Source organism: Metallumcola ferriviriculae (genome assembly GCF_035573695.1).
GTDB lineage: Bacteria > Bacillota > JADQBR01 > JADQBR01 > JADQBR01 > Metallumcola > Metallumcola ferriviriculae.
Window position 1 is genome coordinate 3364745 of the sequence record NZ_CP121694.1, and the last position, 19178, is coordinate 3383922.

18 protein-coding genes are annotated in these 19178 nt (G+C 41.2%); 4 read left to right on the forward strand and 14 right to left on the reverse strand.

The window, feature by feature from the left end; all coding sequences use genetic code 11:
- Nucleotides 1–44: 44 nt before the first annotated feature.
- The 11 genes from MFMK1_RS16630 to MFMK1_RS16680 form a co-directional block, all read right to left on the reverse strand.
- Entirely contained in the window at nt 45–4742 is a 4698-nt protein-coding gene (locus tag MFMK1_RS16630) for an ATP-binding protein (protein WP_366922799.1), read from the reverse strand.
- Between the two features lie 43 nt (nt 4743–4785).
- On the reverse strand, nt 4786–5361 hold the full coding sequence (locus tag MFMK1_RS16635; RefSeq protein WP_366922800.1) for an iron-sulfur cluster loop: 576 nt from the start codon (nt 5359–5361) through the stop codon (nt 4786–4788).
- Between the two features lie 20 nt (nt 5362–5381).
- The gene (locus MFMK1_RS16640; RefSeq protein WP_366922801.1) at nt 5382–5510 is read right to left on the reverse strand and encodes a hypothetical protein; all 129 of its coding nucleotides are present in this window, start codon (nt 5508–5510) and stop codon (nt 5382–5384) included.
- 30 nt (nt 5511–5540) lie between these two features.
- Nucleotides 5541–5846, reverse strand: coding sequence for a hypothetical protein (locus MFMK1_RS16645; protein ID WP_366922802.1), 306 nt, complete (start codon nt 5844–5846; stop codon nt 5541–5543).
- Between the two features lie 36 nt (nt 5847–5882).
- The gene (locus MFMK1_RS16650) at nt 5883–6287 is read right to left on the reverse strand and encodes a hypothetical protein (RefSeq protein WP_366922803.1); all 405 of its coding nucleotides are present in this window, start codon (nt 6285–6287) and stop codon (nt 5883–5885) included.
- 143 nt (nt 6288–6430) lie between these two features.
- On the reverse strand, nt 6431–6730 hold the full coding sequence (locus MFMK1_RS16655; protein ID WP_366922804.1) for a hypothetical protein: 300 nt from the start codon (nt 6728–6730) through the stop codon (nt 6431–6433).
- A gap of 42 nt (nt 6731–6772) precedes the next feature.
- On the reverse strand, nt 6773–7183 hold the full coding sequence (locus MFMK1_RS16660; RefSeq protein ID WP_366922805.1) for a recombinase zinc ribbon domain-containing protein: 411 nt from the start codon (nt 7181–7183) through the stop codon (nt 6773–6775).
- 28 nt (nt 7184–7211) lie between these two features.
- Nucleotides 7212–7343 (reverse strand): hypothetical protein, encoded by a 132-nt coding sequence (locus MFMK1_RS16665; RefSeq protein ID WP_366922806.1) that lies wholly within the window; start codon nt 7341–7343, stop codon nt 7212–7214.
- Between the two features lie 981 nt (nt 7344–8324).
- Complete coding sequence (gene rlmD, locus MFMK1_RS16670; RefSeq protein WP_366922807.1) at nt 8325–9614, reverse strand: 23S rRNA (uracil(1939)-C(5))-methyltransferase RlmD; 1290 nt, start codon at nt 9612–9614, stop codon at nt 8325–8327.
- On the reverse strand, nt 9607–10407 hold the full coding sequence (locus tag MFMK1_RS16675; protein WP_366922808.1) for a mechanosensitive ion channel family protein: 801 nt from the start codon (nt 10405–10407) through the stop codon (nt 9607–9609). The genes rlmD and MFMK1_RS16675 overlap by 8 nt, the downstream gene beginning before the upstream one ends.
- A 12-nt stretch (nt 10408–10419) precedes the next feature.
- Nucleotides 10420–11472, reverse strand: coding sequence for a hypothetical protein (locus MFMK1_RS16680; protein ID WP_366922809.1), 1053 nt, complete (start codon nt 11470–11472; stop codon nt 10420–10422).
- A 101-nt stretch (nt 11473–11573) separates the two neighbouring features.
- Between MFMK1_RS16680 and MFMK1_RS16685 the strand changes: the two genes are divergently transcribed.
- Together MFMK1_RS16685 and MFMK1_RS16690 are read left to right on the forward strand one after the other, a co-directional pair.
- The gene (locus MFMK1_RS16685) at nt 11574–12185 is read left to right on the forward strand and encodes a hypothetical protein (protein WP_366922810.1); all 612 of its coding nucleotides are present in this window, start codon (nt 11574–11576) and stop codon (nt 12183–12185) included.
- A gap of 9 nt (nt 12186–12194) precedes the next feature.
- A complete protein-coding gene (locus tag MFMK1_RS16690) occupies nt 12195–13310 on the forward strand; it encodes a hypothetical protein (RefSeq protein ID WP_366922811.1) in 1116 nt (371 codons plus the stop codon).
- Nucleotide 13311: 1 nt separating this feature from the next.
- Here the strand turns inward: MFMK1_RS16690 and MFMK1_RS16695 are convergent, their stop codons facing one another.
- The 3 genes from MFMK1_RS16695 to MFMK1_RS16705 form a co-directional block, all read right to left on the reverse strand.
- Nucleotides 13312–13791 carry a CPBP family intramembrane glutamic endopeptidase gene (locus MFMK1_RS16695; protein ID WP_366922812.1) on the reverse strand — a complete coding sequence of 160 codons (480 nt, stop codon included), beginning with the start codon at nt 13789–13791 and terminating at the stop codon, nt 13312–13314.
- A gap of 216 nt (nt 13792–14007) precedes the next feature.
- Nucleotides 14008–14697 (reverse strand): CPBP family intramembrane glutamic endopeptidase, encoded by a 690-nt coding sequence (locus tag MFMK1_RS16700; protein ID WP_366922813.1) that lies wholly within the window; start codon nt 14695–14697, stop codon nt 14008–14010.
- A gap of 242 nt (nt 14698–14939) precedes the next feature.
- The gene (locus MFMK1_RS16705) at nt 14940–16910 is read right to left on the reverse strand and encodes a glycoside hydrolase family 15 protein (RefSeq protein ID WP_366922814.1); all 1971 of its coding nucleotides are present in this window, start codon (nt 16908–16910) and stop codon (nt 14940–14942) included.
- Nucleotides 16911–17053: 143 nt separating this feature from the next.
- Here MFMK1_RS16705 and MFMK1_RS16710 point away from each other — a divergent pair, with 143 nt between their 5' ends.
- The gene (locus MFMK1_RS16710) at nt 17054–17581 is read left to right on the forward strand and encodes a DUF4912 domain-containing protein (RefSeq protein WP_366922815.1); all 528 of its coding nucleotides are present in this window, start codon (nt 17054–17056) and stop codon (nt 17579–17581) included.
- On the forward strand, nt 17582–19156 hold the full coding sequence (locus tag MFMK1_RS16715; RefSeq protein ID WP_366922816.1) for a glycoside hydrolase family 57 protein: 1575 nt from the start codon (nt 17582–17584) through the stop codon (nt 19154–19156).
- Nucleotides 19157–19178: the final 22 nt, after the last annotated feature.

Sequence of the window (19178 nt, forward strand, 5' to 3'; positions counted from 1 at the left end):
AGTATCTGTATCACTTGATAGAAAACACATGGCACGGACAGCTTTTATAGTTGTTCATTAATCCTAGCAATAAATTTTATACAAAAATCTTTCCACGTAAAATTTTCACTTTCCTCATTCATTTTAATATACGTTATTGGGAATTTAATATTGCCGTATCCTGTGATCCAGTTTGAGTGCATCTCTAATATTCTATTTAAGCCTTCAACTTTCTCTTCCTGTGATAATTTACTGTAAAAATTAAAAGAGAAATGATTCAAATCATTATGTAAAGCATACAATTTTGAGTCCTCACTATATATGTTATTTTCAAAATAATGATCAATAATATCATTCAGTAAAGCTTTAGTCTGGTCTTGCGTTAAATAAGGAAATATAATTTCGAAAAGTCTATCAGCACCATCATATTCCCAGTCAGGAGCTTTTCTTTCATGAACTAAAAGATCAATTATCTCTTGAACATAATCAAGTATATTTTCCGTAGATGTCAGTTCTACCTTTTTAATTAATCCAATTGCGAAATCCCATCTAAATGTGTTCTTTTCATTAACGCACTTCCATTTTAGTAATTCAAGAGCTTCACTACACGTTTTTTCTCCTACTTCATCGATAAATTTTGCTGCGGTAGTATTTACATCAGACTTACTATACCATCTCTCTGGAATAATAAGTGCAGTATAAGATATATCACTTCTTTCTTGTGAATACTCTAGTTCTGCTATTTCTTTCATTTTCTCCCCAATATCTACATAACCTAGTCTACTAGCAGCTAATTCGATTGTCCTCCTTACATCAGAAATATACGCACATCTTATTTCATTCTCGGAATCATAAGGCTTAGGGCTCTTAGAAACGTAAAATACATCAGTTGCAATTGACCATAAAGACAGGAGTTCCTCTTCTGAGAAGTTATCATGCTCAAGGCTAGCTATTATTCCATCAAAAACCGTTTGTACCCAACCCCTATCCCAATACTGATTCGAAAGAGCAAATTCCCAAAGGGATTTTGCACCAAAATGTCCAGCAGAAGCTGCTACCGCTGCATAAATATATACCGCTGCTCTATTATCACCGGTTTTCGATGCATAATCAGAAATATTTAAAAGTTTTAAGCCTATCGTTTCCCAGTATGGTTTATTTGCAACGTCAAGGCCGTTATACCATTTTAAAGGTGTGTACAAAGAGTATTCTTTTCGACCAACATATCCAACCAATTTTGTTTCAAGCATACTCTTTATAACATTTGCTTCTTCGGTCCACCCCATGTCTAATGCCTTCGGTATAAATATTGAAGAAATCCAATGCAATTCATATAATTCTTGATTCCATATTAAACCTTGTTCGCCCATCCAGTGATTAAAAACGTCCTTCAAAGCCTCTTCTTGATTATTAACTTTTAGATAATTCCACCAGATATCAATGTTTTTTAGTGTTTCAATGACTCTAACATTTCGTATGATCAAATTTACTAACTCTTTTTTTAATGAACTGGTTAATAGATGGTCAATAGAAATAATACCCTTTAGTAGAAACTCCTGAGCAGCGGGTCCACCTATTTCGATGTTGCCTACTGGCTCCTTTCTATCAAATATTTGATCTACAAATGCTCTAAAATCATCCTGACCAATAATTCCTTCCTTATTATCAAAAATTGTAGATACCAAAAATCCAAAGAATCTGCTTGATTCTAATAAGTTAAATGCAGAATAGTATCCTCTATCTTTGTAGGTTAATTTACCTTCACGGAACGATATAATCCCCTCATTAACAGTTTTATGCTCTGCCTGTCCATAATAACTTAAAATAAAAGTTATTCTTGCGAAGCTCTCAAATATTTTTTCATTATAACGTTCACTTTCTTCTATTACTAAGAATTTGAATCTTTGCTCTAATACTTTTCTAATACATTTCTCCGCCATTTTTTCTTTTTTATGTAAAATGGCCCACGAAGAAAGCTTTACCTGAACATGGCACGACATTTTTTCAATTGGATGCTTTTCCAATATGTTTTCAATGGCCTCAATCTTGTCATTCTCAATCAATTCAATGAAAAATTCATCAAAGTCTGCTTTAAAATAAACCTCTATATTTTTAAGAGTGTACTCAATTTGGTCATCCGATAAGTATTTTCTACCTTCGTTAAGCCATCCGCTTGTAAATATAGCTCTGTATTTCCCCGAATTCTCTGTTGCTTCACTTTTGTCAAGTCCAGCAAAATTAATACCAGTTACTCTTGATATCTCACCCCACATCTTCAATATTTGTTCAATATCCTTATTTCGTTGTGCCTGAATTGGCACACCATCTTCTGGTTTTTCAGTATTATTGTTATTCAATAGCAGAACTAGCTCATCTGGCGTAAGGTTACCAAACCAGCGAAACAACATACTTTTAGCTCTTTCAACTTCTTTAAATTGAATTAGTGTCTTAGCCTCCAAAAGCACATTGGTAACGATACTTGTATTAAATAACTTCCTATTTAATACTTTCTTTTCATTTCGTAAAGCGACTGGTAACTCCGAATCGTCCTCATGTATCTTGTCTTCCCACTGAAGTGAGGCTTGATATTGAAATAAAGTATCTACAGCACAACTTAACGAAAGTACAGTTTTAAAGTCCCTCAATTCTCTCATCGATAACAGCGTAATTTTAAGCTGTTCAAATAATTCAGTCATAGGCCTTTTATATTTTATTGCCTCAACAATATAATTTTCGTCGTAGAATTTAATGAAATCACTTTCTCTTTTTGCGTACTGCAAAAGTTGAAACCCAATCTCATGTTTCAACTTAATATCGTCACCCCGGGTTAGAAAATAGTCTGCCAGACGGCTAGAAATAGTTACAAAATTATCAGGATCTCTTTTAATATAATTATCGAGATATATCCTTACATCGTTATGAAATACTCTATATTCATTATTTTCTCTTATAACAATAGGGTAAAGACGATTTAAAACTGCTTTCCAAGCTAACTCAGGAATATTTTCATCTTTAAATATATCTGTTAATAATATTGGAGTTATCTTCTTATTTATAAGAGCAAGTGTTCCTGCTAATAGGGTATCAATATAAAAAATTTCTCCTGGTAACTGTGTTTTAGTTTCTTTCCAAATGTACTCATAATAAGATTGTATGCCACTGGATATTCCTGATTCATTAAGTTTAGTTTCTAACTCATCTAAATTTGAGCAATGTGCTACTTCATAAACTGCAAATACCGCCGATAGCGTATTGCCAGATACAGCCTTATTAATGATTTTGACTGCAAAATCTATTCCTTCTGGTGGGAAGTTTTGGTTAACGTTTAGGAAGAGTTGTTTTATATCATTTTCATTAATTGGAGGCACTTCTATATGTAAAACTGTGTCTTTATTTGAAAGCCAATCAGGGTAGGCATCATATTGCATAATAGGTTGTCCAGATATCAAAAAGGTTACGTTTTCAGGAACTCCATTTGGCGGAACCAGCGTCGTTAAAAATGTATTCGTATTGCCTGAACGGGCAGCATGGTCGATGCCATCAATAGCAATTACAGTGGTATTACCAGTTTCATCTGCAAGAATTTGAGAAAGCCTTAAGACTTCATTTCTTAAGTCGTCAATACTTTCTAAAAGCTCGTTCGTAACAGGTACATTGTACTTTGAGAGTTTACCGGTGAATAAATTTCTAAGTTCAACTAAAAAATTGCCCCATAAAGCTCTTGGATCACTTATTCCTTTATCAGCTGATAAATATAAATCATCTGCAGATAATGGTTTGAAGGCATGAAACCTTAAGGTGATTACAGAATCACTTTTATTGGCCAAGTGACTTACTATATTTGTTTTTCCTGAACCAGGATCACCATACAAAAAAATAACCGGGGCTTCTCTATCAACTAACTTGCGCTCTAATTCATTCGTAAAATCAATTCTTGAAGAAAAAAATGGTTCACAAGTCTTTAAGTCATGTTCACCTTGTATTTTATCACCATATAGCGACAACGCTTCAAATAAATCTTCTCGTGTTATCTCTTGTTTGTCGCGAACAGTTGTCGTCCACTTACGCAAGGCGGCACAAAGTTTTTGATCTAACTGTTTTGCAACCCTTATATGTACCTTAAAATATTTAGATAATTTGTCTGAAATCTTATCTATAATTTCATCAAGCTCATCTTGGTTAGTCTTGATATCGAGCGTCCTTAAAAAATTTAATTTTTTGTCATCAGTATTAAGCGAGTTTATTTCTTCTTTCCAAATTTTCCACGCCGTCTCCCATCTAGCTGGAACTTCTATTTCTGACAAAGTGGTTATATCTGTCAACTGAGTATTAATTAATTCCAAGAACCCTTTTAATGGTGGTCTCTCATACTTTACGTTTTCATTATCAACTCCGCTACTCTTATATACTCCTATTTTTCTATTAGTATATAAAATCGCTTTGCAGCTAACATACCCTTTTTCTTGTGCATTTTGCCAATCACTACACATTGAATTTAAGAGAGACTTTTTGCTTTCAGTTTTATAAACCATATCTCCAAATGTGATCGAATCTGATTCTCGTGTATGTTTAATTTGTATGCAACTTGCATCATCGTTGTTGTAGACCACAACAACATCATCTAATCCTTGCAGATCATTTGCTTGGAGAATTACATGTTTAATATTATTATCAGGATTTAACATGTCAAGTGCATGTAATAATCCAATAGACCATTCGTACCAATACGGATCTCCGATACCTGCAGTTGAGTTAGTAGCCATATATGATCCCTCCTCCTTAATTATAGGATTCATCTTACTTGCTCTATAAAATCTTTTTACAGTCATTACAAATAATACATTCTTCACAATTTGAATGATTAGGCCTACACCACGTTCTTCCAATTTCCCAACAGGAGAAATCGATAATCCCTGGAAACTCCGGATTCAGCTCCCTTGCCCTATAAATAACTGAATCAAGATCAGCATCGTAACTCACCAGGCCTGTCCGCCTCATTACCCTTAAAATATGTACATCGGGAGATATGTCTATTGAATAGTAATCAGAAAAAGGGACCTTAAACTGCCGGGCCAGAATATTTGCAGCCATAGTAGCAATTTTCTTCCCGCTACCTTTAAACTGTAGAAAATCGTAGGCGACCTTTGCACTACTTGAATTGTTGCTCCAAATACGGGATGCATCCCCATTATACTTTGCTTTTATATCATGAACAGCCTCGTAAAAGACAGAGGCCATTGTGTCATTGAATCTATGCAGCGTATTGTTATTAAATATTTCTTTATAACTATCCAAAGAAACGGATGCTAAATCATCTATATCAAAGCTACCAATTATGCTTTTTATTCTATATGGGATTGACCATGCACGTTCCGCTTTCATCTGTCTGTCCATTAAGCAGGCTAAAACATATGCATGTGGAATACATTAAGAAAATCATTTTGTACTTTATCATCCACCAAATGGACTGAATGCCTTTCCGGGTCTTTAAAACGCTCTTTTCCAATGGTCACCAGTAGATGTTCTCCCACCATATCCCTCCTCTCAATAAAACTACACCATCAAATTTCATAGCCGAATTCTCTAAGTCTCTTTATACAAATATCCCTCTCAGCATTTGTAAACAGCTCTGCAAACTCATCCTTTAAAACAAGAGCTTCCACGGATAAGTCCAATCTTTTATTTTCCCACAAAACCTCAAAACCGTATGTTCCACCTTCTTTTGAAATCAGTTGTTTTGCAGCTAGAAGTCCACCCTTTTGTGCTACCAGTTGCATAAATCTTGCCGCATTATACCCGAGTTCCTTCTTGGCGGTAAAATATATGTTTTTCATTTCTTCATTGAATTTGTTCTCCAAAAGTGTCATGACTAGCCCTCCCCTTTTTTGAAATCTAACTTAACTCTAAACCATTTTCAATTTAATCATGTTCCCCGGCAAGGCTTCAAACATCTCCGGATAATGACCGCATCTTGCCCGGATCTGGTTATATTGTGCTTTTCCTCCATTTTTCTGTCTGTATAGCCCTCTATTAAAAATCTCATCTGCCAGGGCAGCAGCATGCATTGTACTATCCACCGCTTCTAAAAGCACAATTTTCATCGCTTCTTGCAATGTATATTTTGGTGTCTCTATATTAGCTTCTTGTTCAATCGCGCCCATATTAGCATCGTATTTCAGGATAATGTAAACCGGTTGGTTGTCCTTAAGTAGAACCACCTTCCCGTTCTTTTCAACTGTCTGAAATACAGAATCAGCATCCACTTTGATTCGGTCAAAAGCTACAAGGCTATCTAGCTTAATTTCCATAATTTATCACCTCGAATAAAGAGTATCAATTGTAAAACAATTTGTCAATACAATTGTATGAACAAAATAGTTATTTGTATGAACAAAAGCACCGATGAGTCTTACTTCAAGGCTCTACCGGTGCTTTAATGTTCTTATATTGCTCACCCTAATATCTCTTTCAGCTCAATTCCACTTCTAAAAATAAAGGTTGCTTCAACCAATGAATGAATCACTACCTTTTCAACCAGTCGTCTAAATAAAGCTGCATCAAATTTTGTGATCGGAGTTTCGCCCGAGTTTAGGAATTCCTCCATCTCATCAATTCTTTTCTGTCTCATGACTTCTGAAAGCTCTGCTTCCTCTATCGCAGCCTTACGCTCTCGGATTTTATCCATTTCTTCTGATACCCTTATATATTCAGCTTCATAAGCTGCAGTCCCGGTTCCAGCTCGTGCATTCAACCTTACTAGTCACCTCCTGCCCCAATTCTTCTAGCCGGTCATTTAACTCCCAATCGTAAACTCCTGCTCCACCTGCTCTATCCCAGTTTTAATATTTTCAAGCAATTGCTGCAGGAATGCCCGCTCCCCACCAATAGCTCTGTTCATGGCTCGAATAAAAGCCTTTTCAAGGTCTTTTTCCTTTACATCCTTTGCCGAGCAAGCATCCAATCCGTTCAAAGCCTTATTGGTGCATTTCCAAATGTAGCTTTTAGTTTTACCAGTTCCCCAGCAAGAACGCTGGAGTTTTGCACCGCAGTTGTAGCAAAATAGCATCCCGGAAAAAGGATACTTGCAGCCATATTGATTTTTACCAGTGCTAGAATAGCCTCGAATGAAAGACCTTCTTCTAAACTCAGCCTGGACAGCCGCAAAATCATCGCTTGATGATCGGTTCATGGCTTTCAGATACATAATAGTTTTGAACAATCCCGTTTATTTCTTACACGCTTTTTGGTAAGGAAATCAACAGTATAGTCTTTTGAAGCCTTGCATCTCCCTTATATTTTTCATTTTTAAGAATCTTTATGATGTTACTTTCATGCCATTTGGTATCCCCTGCACCATTTCCCAAACCATCAAGGGTCAGCCCTTTAGCGATTTACCTGGTGCTTTTCCCCTCTAAAAACTCCCTGTATATTCGCTTCACAATTTCAGCCTGCTCCGGAACAATAACAAGATCTCCATTTTCATTCTTTGTATATCCCAAAAATCTCTTGTGATTCACAAACACTTTTCCACTCTGAAATCTATGCACTATGCCCACCTAGTATTATGACTGAGGGCGAAAGACTCCTCTTGAATAATATTTTAGGATAGAGCCACTAGTGTACTCAAACAGAGCCACCTTGGTCATGGTGGGAGCCATCGTCTCAACCAATGGTTTTGCACTTTGGAGCCGCATTTATTCCACGGTCCTCTTGACAACGAGCCTCTGCCGGCATGGCGTGAGGCATCAACGGCATCACCCCTTTGGGGTCGGGCTACGGGGGCGGGTGATGCCTGGCCTTCAGCCTAGCATGCCGGCCCTCATTATCAAGAGGCTTTCGCGGCATAAACGCTCAAGTTCATCGGGTGCGTATGCATCGGGCACGGAACAATAATGTTTGAGTGGCTCTCATAGAAGAACAGACTGGCTCTGTTAGATGCACATGGTGGCTCTAAAACATCGCACTGCTGGCTCTATCGGATGGCAATAAACACCTCTTGGGTGAGTGATGAAATGATTACTAAAAGGACTTCCCCTTTTGCATCCAGAGTATTAATATTCTCCTTCTCAAAGATAACACCAATACTAAACGAGTCCCCAGGATTAATTTAGATAATCTTGTAAACGTTTCTAGGCTGGTAGTTCATACACTTCTGCAAAGTGGGTCTCCTTCCCTTACTTACTTCCTAAACCTTTGCGCGGAACTCTATTTATTTGCGCATATTTGTATATTTCCGCGTAAAGGTACAACCCCCTAAATAGCAATATTCCCCAAACCATCAGTCTGAGGGAACATAGCTATACTTATCAAATTAGTCCCAAGCGCTTAAACCCTTTACCGCCAACCTATTTCTTCTCTATCAACACGACGCACTCCACGTGCCCCGTCTGCGGAAACATATCCACCGGCTGGACCTTTTTTATCTGATATGCATCGGATAGTGTCTTCAAGTCACGGGCCAGGGTTGCTGGGTTACAGGATATGTAGATAATTTTTTCTGGTCCCAGTTCTAGTAGCTGGTGCAGCAGTCTTTGGTCACAGCCCTGACGGGGCGGGTCTAGGATAACCACGTTGGCGTCATCGGCCTGCCAAAGATCCTTTAATCTTTCTTCCGCTTTACCGTGGCGGAAGCTGGCATTTTTAACACCGTTTAAGCGGGCATTTAGTTTGGCGTCCTGCACCGCTGCCTTGTTCAGTTCGATACCCACCAGTCTACGGCACTTTTCTGACATAAAGATGCCGACGGTTCCGGTACCACAGTATAAATCCCAGAGGGTCTCTTGCCCCGTAAGATTGGCCCAGTTTCGGGCAGTTTCATAAAGCACCTCGGCCTGGACAGTGTTTACCTGAAAAAAGGCCCGGGGCGAGAGAACAAAATCATATTTGCCAATCTGTTCTTTTAACCTCGGCTTACCCACTACGGACATTTTAGCGTTGCTATCATTAATGACCGCGACAGTTACTAATGGATCATGATGCTTAAGTAAAGCTTCTGCTTCGGTAAAGGGTTCCCCATTAGTAAACACCACTGCCATTATTTCGCCGTTAGCAAAACTCTTTCTGAGCCATACCTGTTTCATGGGAATACCTTTATCCAACAATAGATTAAAATTCTTCACCAGCCCGGAAAATTCTTCCGGCAAAAGGTGGCATGTCTCCACGGGCACCAATTGATGGCTGCCCGGGGCGTATAGGCCCAGTCTCTTATTGCCGTCTACCAAGCCGACCTGAAACTGTACCTTATTCCGATACTGCCATGGTTGTTGCATACCCAGCACCGGCAAGACCTCAGTCTCTATTTTACCAATGCGGCTTAGTGCATTTTCAACCACCGATTGCTTCCAGGCTAACTGCTGAGGATACTGAAAATGCTGCAAGGTGCAGCCGCCGCAATATTCAAAATGGTTACAGCGTGGAGCGATACGCTGCTCTGAAGCGGTTAGTACTTCCAACAGCTTTGCCCGACTGTATTTCTTTTTCACCTCTGTTATTTGCGCAATAACTTCTTCGCCTGGCAGTGCATCACCGACAAAAACCGCCAGTCCATGATACCGACCGACGCCGTTACCTTCTGAAGTAAGGTCCTCAATGTTTAATTGTACTGTTTGACCCTGTCTAACAGGAAAATCAGCCATTATTATCCCCCCAAAGTACCGGGTAATCTGGGTAAATCCCTTGGTAATTTTGTAGTTCTTTTTTTGCGTTGGTTGTGACGTCCGCTCTGAACTGTTGGCCTCTCCGCACATCAGCAGTGTATGCCTTGACAGAGAAATGCGTCAGCCACCTTTCCTCTTCCACAAGAATTACCACTCTTTCCCCAGGGTAAAAATATTTGGAGGTTACTGTTGCTTCCCACAACACCTTCCTCGCCAACTCCAAGTCTACCTTATGGTGGAAGTAAAAGTCAATTACTACCATCGCGGGCACTTTGCCGGCGTTTTCACTACGTACCCCTTCCCGAATCATGGTACTATTGGGTACGGTAATGAAGCTGTCTTCCAAGGTTTTTAACCGAGTGCTGCGTAAATTAATACCCACTACATCGCCGTAGTAATGCCCTACTTTGATACGGTCGCCTACATAAATTGGTCTTTCAAACAGCAGAATAATTCCTGCAATAATATTCTCCAGGAAATTCTTGGCCCCAAAACCGATAGCAACCGCAGTACCGCCAGCCATTGCCAGTACTGCTTCTCGGGACGGACTAAAGATCACAACTACTATAATATAAAGAGTTACCGCATAAATAAAAAATTTGGCCAGCACTGCGGTTTTTTCCCAAAAATGACCGCGCCTGCCCCAATGTTCTGCCGCGTAATCACGTAAAAGGCCCACAAACTTTGCCAAGATGCTAGCAACAACAAGGGCCACCGCGCTATAAGCAAAATTACTAACTGTAAGTATATCCAATAAGAACTTGCCGTCCACTGATAATCACCTCTAAATAGGTAGATATAAAAAACGCTGCTGTTCCAAAAAGTTAAGCATTTGGGGTAACAGCGCGGCATTTAATTGGTAAATTCGATCCTGATTTAGACATAACCCCAGACGGTTAAGCTTAGCCAATACCTGCTCGCTAATAATCTCGCTCTCATTGATAACCAGCGCCATCTGCGATGCTGTGAGACAGTCGTTTTGTAGCAATCCGGCCAAGGCATATATTTCTCGTTCATTGAGTTTCGTTAAACCTTCTACCTGAAAATCAGGCAGCTCTAAGGTTATTTCATTTTGTCCGGATAAAAATGCGCCCTCCAATAACCAGTAGCCGGCGGCGGTTATCAAACCACGTGTTTCCTTGATAAGTTGGGGGAAATATTCATCGGCAAATTGTATGTCATAAGCGTTATCCTCCCCAAAAGAAATGAGCATGTCTCGCATTTCTTTTGACTCAACCGGTTTTAAGTATACTATTGAGGTAAAAAACTTTCCTAATTTCATAATTTGGTCTAAATATAACCACGAGGTCCTTTCCCAAGCGGTAACCCAAAATATCCTGTCCCAGGTCTTACTCATCAGTCTTAAAAAGGAGTTGAGAGCAGTAAAGCCATCAACATTACGCAAGAAAAGATTCTGACAGTCATCCACCACAACTATCCGTCGCCCGACTTCCAACCTGTCAACCTTTAATTCAGGATAAAGTTGGGCGAACATTTGATTTAAATCTTGTTCGCTGGTAATTTTAGGCCAACAGCGAACAGATAGTACATCTCTGTCAGCTATCAGCCGCTCTAGCGCCAAGCTTTTACCCTGTCCTTTGAAGGCAACAAGGGCGAGGCTGCTTTGTCTTGCTGACTGCCAGTTATTGAAAGCGACATCATATGCCTTGATAACATCCTTAATATGCATATCCACCCAGATGCTTTTAAGCTCTGATATATCCATGCCTCGAATCACTTGCTGCGGAAGGCTTTTTCTGATATCTTCCCTTTCCTCCAATTTTTCCTGGGGTTGGGGCTGCCCCATTATTTTCTGTAATAAATTAAGAAAGTTCATAATCATACACCTGCCTAACATTATCATGCCTTAGATTAATGCTGGGTATAACTTACGCTTGAGCAGGAAAACTAAAAACTGTTACATAGGAAGGTGATATAATGACTCCTTTGGCTGAATTGATACTGCAAATAAGGTCCATCATGGACCTTGATCCGGACAATCTGACCGACCCCTATGATAAATATCTGGACCTGGGTAAAATTGAAAGGGTTGATAGGGAGACCTTGGAAACGCATCGCCAACTCCCCGAACACGACCCTTTTCTTGAACTGTCCTCATTGCTCCAACAGTATATACGTCTTCACCGTTTAGAGCACCTGTATGTAGGATTAAATGAGTTATTTAAAATCTATCTTCTTTTAATAACTCCGCGCAATCAGGAGTACCTGACCCGACAGGTCTGGCAGGTTATTGAAACTTTAGTCCATTATTCATTAAAGACGGAATATCCTTATACCGCCAGGTTTTGGAATTACTTAAGCAACTGTGCGGAACCGGTGCTGGTATTCATCATAGACCAATCTTACCTCAAGGCTGCAAAAAACACTTTAAAGTGTCTCATGGAACTCAGCCACATGGCAGTTCGGGCAGGATTACACACCAGTAAACTACAGCACACACTGCGGGTGGTAGAATTAAAATGCAGCGAGTATTCCCATTCTGAGCTGCTGGCAATCGCTGAAGAATATAGACAGAATATGGAGGTCTGACAATCAAAAATGTTTACTCATACTTCTTATATTTTTATCCTCTTAAGCATAACGGCCGGTCTGCTGACACTCCTGAGTTCAGTGGGTATTTTTGTTTCTTTAATCATTCAAAGAAGGGTGGAAAGGCTGCAGGATATTTTAGAGGAACTCACTGACCAATCCTACCAGGAAGACTTAAACCTTTCCGGTAAAATATACAACCTGATCGAAAAATATCAAATGCAGTACCTTCTACCAGACAAGCCAAGTAAAACTATAGTTAACTATATGGATTTAACTATCAGCGTCGTCATCACTTTCTGGGCAGCCACATTAGTATTATCTTACCAACCGCCCTGGCACTGGCAATCGCTGGTCTCTCTATTTCCTATGATTGTCGCGTTTGTGTTAATGTTTTTCTTTCGCCAGCTGCTAAAGAATGCCATAAATCCGCTAAATAATCAGCTGTTAAACGCTATCATTCCGCCCCCGGTCAAGCTGCGCAGCGTTTCGTTCTTGTCCCATTATGTCAATGTTTCGGTAAAATCCATTCTCAAGCAGGCACGGCTAAATTTAGTGGTACGAAAACAATCATCTCTGAAAGCGGATTGTGATACCTTAGGAGCAGTGGTACTAAAAGAAGAGCTGTCCTTTGACGATTTTCTATACTACTGCCGCCTTCATACCGGTAACCACAATCTCTTCCTTGGCTTTGGGCAGATAGCAATTACCTTTCCCAAAGATGACATCACCAATAAACCGGTACCAATCCAAAGAAATGTTAATATCCCTTTGGGAAGAACCTACTGGCATATACTGCCGCATAAAGATTTTCTTTCGGTACAATTACTAGTTTTTCCGCGGGGTGAAAAATACCCAATTGAATATAATTTTGACCTACGGGAAGAGAATGACTACTTTGTATCGTGGGAAGAGCCTATGGCCCGGATAAACCGCAGTATAATTTACCAGGTCACGGAACAGGGAAAGGTTATTCTTCGGGATGGACTAGATGAAGCTCCATATTTGAAACACATTCAAGATAGTCTCGCTTTTGATGGGAAACGCCGTTTTGTGGTTAATCCGGGGGCAGAGTTGGAGCCCGATGAAGTAAAACACTGTGACGAAACTGTTTTTGTCCATTAAGCTAATAGCTAAAATAGACCATTAGTAATCTCATTCCGTTTACCACGGCGTGTGCAATCACACCCGGTATCAATGAGCCGGTAAATTCATAAATTAGCGCCAAAGCTACGGCGACTAAGACGATCTCCGTCACCCAGACGGCATTAAAATGAAAAACAGCAAAAAATAGCCCATGTATTATTAATCCTACAATTAGACCCCAGTGTTTCTTGAATACCGGGTAAGCCAAACCGCGGTAGTAAAGTTCTTCAGATACCGGAACAAGTACAGCACCAATAAAGAATGGGACTAAGAATTCCCGAAAAGACTTTGCCTGGGCTGTAAGACTCACCAATGGGTGCGTAGAACTGTCTGATGCAAAAAAGAAACCGAGCAACCTTTCAAGTCCCTGCGAAAACGCAAACAATGCCGCTCCTGCTGCCAAACCAATCACAGAAAGACGCAGCAGCCTGCTAAAATTTAATTTTATAGGATAGGACATAAATGAACCGCTTACTACCACAACTAAAAATATTAACCAGAGCCGGTCAAAAATATTTACCCAGTTTGAAGAAATCCCCAAGCTTCCGGACAACTTGTTGAAAATGAAAACCCCGGCAAACCTGGCAATCAATACGCCAAAAACGGTGCCTAATGTCCAGGACGGAATTTTTACTTTAATAAAAGATCCCTCCGTTCCAAGTAAATAATATCAATGTCAAGCGCTGTTGGCAGTTGCAAAGAGCATCATCACCATCACGCCGTTCCACAGTCCATGAGCCAAAATTGGCGCATAAATAGTCTCAGCCTTTTCATATAACCAAATCAAACCCATCCCCCCCAAAGCAAGCGGTAGAAACCTCACTATATCAAAGTGCATTAAGCCGAAGATTGACCCCGCGACTATAACTCCGGGCAAGAGACCGATTTTTTGTTTAAGCGCCGGATATAAAAACCCCCGGAAAAACGCTTCTTCACCCAACGGCGCCACTATCACTGCCAAAAAAAGAGGCAGCAACAAATCCCAGCCATTATCCGCTTCCAACACCAACTTGGCAAATGGCTGCAGCTGAGGCTGCCCCGGCAGAAAATGGTCTATCACTGTACCTGACACTATAACAACCAAAAAGATTCCAATCCCCCAACTCATAGCTCTCAATATAGTGCTAAAGAATGGCCTGGTGCGAAAACCAATATTTTGAAAGGTTACACGGTGTTTTAGGTTTAAATAGTAGTACAACACCACAAAAATAAACACCGTCTGTAAAGTGCCGGCAAGCAAAAACTGGGTCCCAGTGTCAGTTAAAAATGGCAGAACTAAGCTGCCAACTAAAAAACTCAACACTGATATTATCATCAAGGCCAGCAGTGCCTCCCCTACAGACCAAGGTACATTTGTCTCCTTCATAATAAACAGCCTCCCCCCATCAGTATATCCTATTGCGAGGCAAGAACAAAAGCATTTCATGCCTTCCGGCACTTAAAGGTAATGCTTTTGTTCTTACCCAGGGAACCCCTGGTTCCCTAGGTCGCTTCGCTATGACCCTCCTAAAATTAATATAAGGGGGCACACCCCCTTAATAACCCCCATGTATAGGAAATTATCCACAACCCATAATTTCCTATACATTAAAAAAGATTACGAAGCAATCAACAGCGTTTCGTAAATTCATTGAATTTCTCTAAATAGCGATTCACCGTGAGTATATATGTAGAGTGAGACCATGTTAGTGGTGCCACGGATTGTGGGTCACCTTTAAAGGGGTGCAATTGTTCCGACAGCATTCCAGCTTTCATAGAATAATCCACCGCCCATGATATCAGAGTTTTCGCCGGTTCCAAATCTTCCATCGATCCCGCCTTGGAAATATACCACTCCGCTAACCATAATGTGCAGATAAACCACGGATTACCGGGAACTTTATCAATATCATCACTGTTGCGAAAATAGTAGTCATTACGATAACGCGCAATACCGCCCACATCTGTTTTCACCCAGAGATGCTCCCGTATTTGCTCCATGGTGCTAATTACTCGTGTATCATCGGCTGGTAATACTCCAAAGGCATAGACCCCATAGACACTGCTTTCAGGCGTATCATCAGGTCTATAATTGTTATCTTGGTCGACATAAACCCCGCGGAGAAAGCGCCCCAAGTCTTCACTGTAAAGGTGTTTGATGATGCCTGCCTTTACTTCATCGGCAGCCTTCTGGTAGCGTTCCACTAGGTATTGGTCCCCATAAAGATTGGCGATAGAGGCCGCGGCCATCAAACCGCCATAAACAGAGGAAGCGGTAAAGGTAAAGACACCCCTTCGTTCCTCCCATAAGTCATAACTTGGCAGGGGAAGTCCGGTTGCCTCATCCCTATATTCGACCATAAAATTCGCAGCTTTTCTGATTAGTGGTTTATATAAGGATTCAACAAATTCAAAGTCTTTTTCCTTCAAATAATGATGCCAAAGTGCAAAGAGTACCAAGGCAGTTTCATCTTCCTGAATAGGCAGCTGAGTTACCCCGTTAGCAACCCATGGGTGCCAACTAGAACCTACAGACCCATCAGGGTTGTATTTATGCAGTAAATATCCCGATTTAGTAAGCACCCGTTCACACAGTTTGAAAAAATTCCGGGTCAGTTCGGGGTAACCTGCCTCATCTAAGCTCAATGCCACTAAAGCCCCATCCCGGGGCCACATATAACTATAATGATCTCTCGCATAATGCAGAATATCGGTGTCGTTTGCCGCGATAATGGCTCCACCGTCATCCACTTGAGTGCGGGTCACCAATAAGCTTAACTTATAAATTTTTTGTACTGCTTCCGATAAATCGCCAAAATCTCGCTGATGTTTATTAACCCATGTGTGCCAATAACTCCCTGTCTTTCTCAGCAGTAACTGTGGTGTATTCTTCAATACATACTGATTACCACTGCGAACCGTCTCATAGCTATGACCGACTGCAATCCAATAGTACAAATCTTCCTCTTGACGAGGTGCCAATATAACCCGAAAACTCACGGTGCTGTCCACAGACCCCTGGGCGATAGGGTTTTGTTCCAGTACACCGTCTTCTGCGTCACGCCAAGTCCCTTCAGCACCTCCAAAACGCTTTGTGCCGATAGCAAATTGATATAAACCCTGCTGGCCCACCTGCCCGTTAACCAGGAAATAGCGATTGCGTTTATAGTGGTAGACAGCCTGTAGTGTAGGGTCATATAGCGCCGTATCACCCACTTCACTTCCATCAATGGAAAAATCATGTGTATAAAATACTCTCACCTCTTTTTCCTTATCAGTGGGATTTATTAGACGCATACGCTGTAAGAAAATATTGTTACGGAAATGCACTGCGGAATTTAGGCTAAACTTTAGACCCAGTCTTTCATTGACTCCGTGGCAGTCCGTAACCAAAGTTTCCGGCAGATAACCTAAGGTAAGGTTCCAGCCATCATCGTCAATCCAAGAAAACTTCCCATCTACCCAAAAACCAATGGCATTTTTATGGCCAGATATATGATTTTCCCAGCCAACATGAGGATAATACAGATCACGCATAATTAAATCTTTATCGAAATTTACCAGCATACCGCCGTTTCCCAAGACTATTTCTCGTGGCAATAGTTTCACTCCCATATCTAATAATTGTTTTTTGGAAATGCTGTCAGAAATCATATATCGGCTCAATCTGGTTATAATAAACATTAGACATTATTCCATAAAGCAGTCGGTTTTATTAAAAGTAAAAGGAGAGTTGAACGATAATGATATTGTTTTGGACTATAGTCGGCGTCTTGTTTTTGATATTACTTTTTGGCTATTTAGCTTATTATGTAAGGACCCAGCCTCAGCTAAAACCCGGCTTAGGAAAAGAAGCATCCCGCGAACACCTGACCGTCATGGCCAGAGACCCACATTGGCTTTATGCCTACTGGGATTTACCCGAAAATGTTTTGGAGCAAAGCGTGGAACAATTGATTCTTCGGGTTTATCATCTTACTGATACTTCCCAGTTTGACCCGAAACACACCTCTTTCGACGACATCAGGTTGAGACGGGAAACGGATAACTATCATATCAAAGATCTTCAGGCAGGCGAAAGTTACGTATTAGAAATTGGTACACTTAGTCCTGATGGTACATTCCAAGCTTTGGCTCGTTCAAGACGAGTCTCCACTCCCCATGCAGGGAAAGGATATATGGACCCTCAATGGCAGCCCATTGACGAAGCTTGGCAGACTGACGGATCTTTTGGAAAAGCCTCAGAGTATATGCAGGAAAGGAATGATTAAATGCCCGCTGGTTACTTAAGCCTGGTGCTTCATGCTCATTTACCCTTTTTGAGGCATCGGGAGAAAAAATACTTTTTGCAGGAGCGCTGGTTTTTTGAGGCCCTTACCGAATGCTACATCCCGTTGATCAAGATGATGGATCAGTTGGACGGTGACGGGCTCTTTTTCCGTTTCACCTTATCCATCAGTCCCCCGTTGCTCCATATGTTTAAGGACCCCTTATTGAGCGAAAGATACTTAGGCTATTTGCTGAATCTGCAGAAGCTTGCCGAAGAAGAAGTTAAACGTACTAAAGGCGACCAAACCTTTAATCGGTTGGCCCGGATGTACCGTGATCGTTTTCAGGAAACGGAAATAATTTATGAATACTATGACCGGGACCCGGCAATGGCCTTTAAGAGGTTTAAGGATGCCGGCAAGCTAGAGTTAATTACCTCGGGCGCGACCCATGGTTATCTACCCCTTTTGGCCGAGCAGCCCCAAGCCGTTAAAGCACAAATAAAGTACGCCGTGGAATGTTACCGAGAAGCCTTTGGCGAAACCCCGCCTGGGTTTTGGCTGCCGGAGTGTGGCTATTACCCTGGTGTGGACCAATACCTGGCGGATGAAGGGATAAAATATTTCTTTGTAGACAGTCATGGTCTGTTATTCGCTCGTCCCCAACCCCGCTTCGGTACTTATGCGCCAATAACCACGTCTCGAGGGGTAAATGCTTTTGCCCGTGATGAGGAAACATCCAAACAGGTTTGGAGCGCCGAGGAAGGGTATCCGGGAGACTTTGATTACCGAGAGTATTATCGGGACATTGGTTATGATCTAGAATGGAATTATATTAAAAATTACATCCCACATCATGATAAGACCCATACGGGTATTAAATATTATCGAATTACCGGGAAAGGCCAATATAAAGAACCCTATAATCCTGACTGGGCGCGGGAAAAAGCCGCAATTCACGCCGGCAACTTTATCTTTAACCGCTCGCTCCAAGCCAAGCACCTTATCGGTCATATGGAGCGGCCGCCAATGATGATAGCGCCGTATGATGCCGAGCTGTTCGGGCACTGGTGGTATGAAGGCCCCCAATGGTTGGAATACCTGCTGCGAAAAGTGGCCTGTGACCAGGAAGATTTAGCAATGATTACCCCCAGTGACTACCTTGATTTATTTGCCGACAATCAGCCCGCAGAACCCTGTCAATCAAGCTGGGGAAATGAGGGATACAGTGCTGTCTGGTTGGAAAGCAGCAATGATTGGATATACCGGCATCTTCACCGAGCAGCGAGAATGATGTCAGAGATGGCCAATGCCCTTCCCAACGCCCGGGGAATAAAAAAACGGGCTCTGGAACAAGCAGCACGGGAACTGCTGTTAGCCCAAAGCAGCGATTGGGCTTTCATAATGAAAACAGGCACCCTGGTAGATTACGCACGGGAGCGTACTAATAAGCATCTGGAGCGCTTTAACCGCATCTATCAAAGCCTGGCATCGGGAAAAATCGATAAGCGCTGGCTCTTTGAAATAGCTGCAGAGGATAATATTTTCCCTCGCATCGATTACCGAGTTTATCAGTGAAGTAGGCTAAAATGCGCCAGAG

Excerpts from the sequence above, each read along its gene's own strand:
- MFMK1_RS16710 (WP_366922815.1), top strand. The coding sequence starts at position 17,054 with ATGATATTGTTTTGGACTATAGTCGGCGTCTTGTTTTTGATATTACTT.
- MFMK1_RS16700 (WP_366922813.1), bottom strand. The coding sequence starts at position 14,697 with ATGAAGGAGACAAATGTACCTTGGTCTGTAGGGGAGGCACTGCTGGCC.
- MFMK1_RS16685 (WP_366922810.1), top strand. The coding sequence starts at position 11,574 with ATGACTCCTTTGGCTGAATTGATACTGCAAATAAGGTCCATCATGGAC.
- MFMK1_RS16660 (WP_366922805.1), bottom strand. The coding sequence starts at position 7,183 with ATGTATCTGAAAGCCATGAACCGATCATCAAGCGATGATTTTGCGGCT.
- MFMK1_RS16650 (WP_366922803.1), bottom strand. The coding sequence starts at position 6,287 with ATGGAAATTAAGCTAGATAGCCTTGTAGCTTTTGACCGAATCAAAGTG.
- MFMK1_RS16635 (WP_366922800.1), bottom strand. The coding sequence starts at position 5,361 with ATGAAAGCGGAACGTGCATGGTCAATCCCATATAGAATAAAAAGCATA.
- MFMK1_RS16630 (WP_366922799.1), bottom strand. The coding sequence starts at position 4,742 with ATGGCTACTAACTCAACTGCAGGTATCGGAGATCCGTATTGGTACGAA.
- MFMK1_RS16680 (WP_366922809.1), bottom strand. The coding sequence starts at position 11,472 with ATGAACTTTCTTAATTTATTACAGAAAATAATGGGGCAGCCCCAACCC.
- MFMK1_RS16690 (WP_366922811.1), top strand. The coding sequence starts at position 12,195 with ATGTTTACTCATACTTCTTATATTTTTATCCTCTTAAGCATAACGGCC.
- MFMK1_RS16645 (WP_366922802.1), bottom strand. The coding sequence starts at position 5,846 with ATGACACTTTTGGAGAACAAATTCAATGAAGAAATGAAAAACATATAT.
- rlmD (WP_366922807.1), bottom strand. The coding sequence starts at position 9,614 with ATGGCTGATTTTCCTGTTAGACAGGGTCAAACAGTACAATTAAACATT.
- MFMK1_RS16695 (WP_366922812.1), bottom strand. The coding sequence starts at position 13,791 with ATGTCCTATCCTATAAAATTAAATTTTAGCAGGCTGCTGCGTCTTTCT.
- MFMK1_RS16715 (WP_366922816.1), top strand. The coding sequence starts at position 17,582 with ATGCCCGCTGGTTACTTAAGCCTGGTGCTTCATGCTCATTTACCCTTT.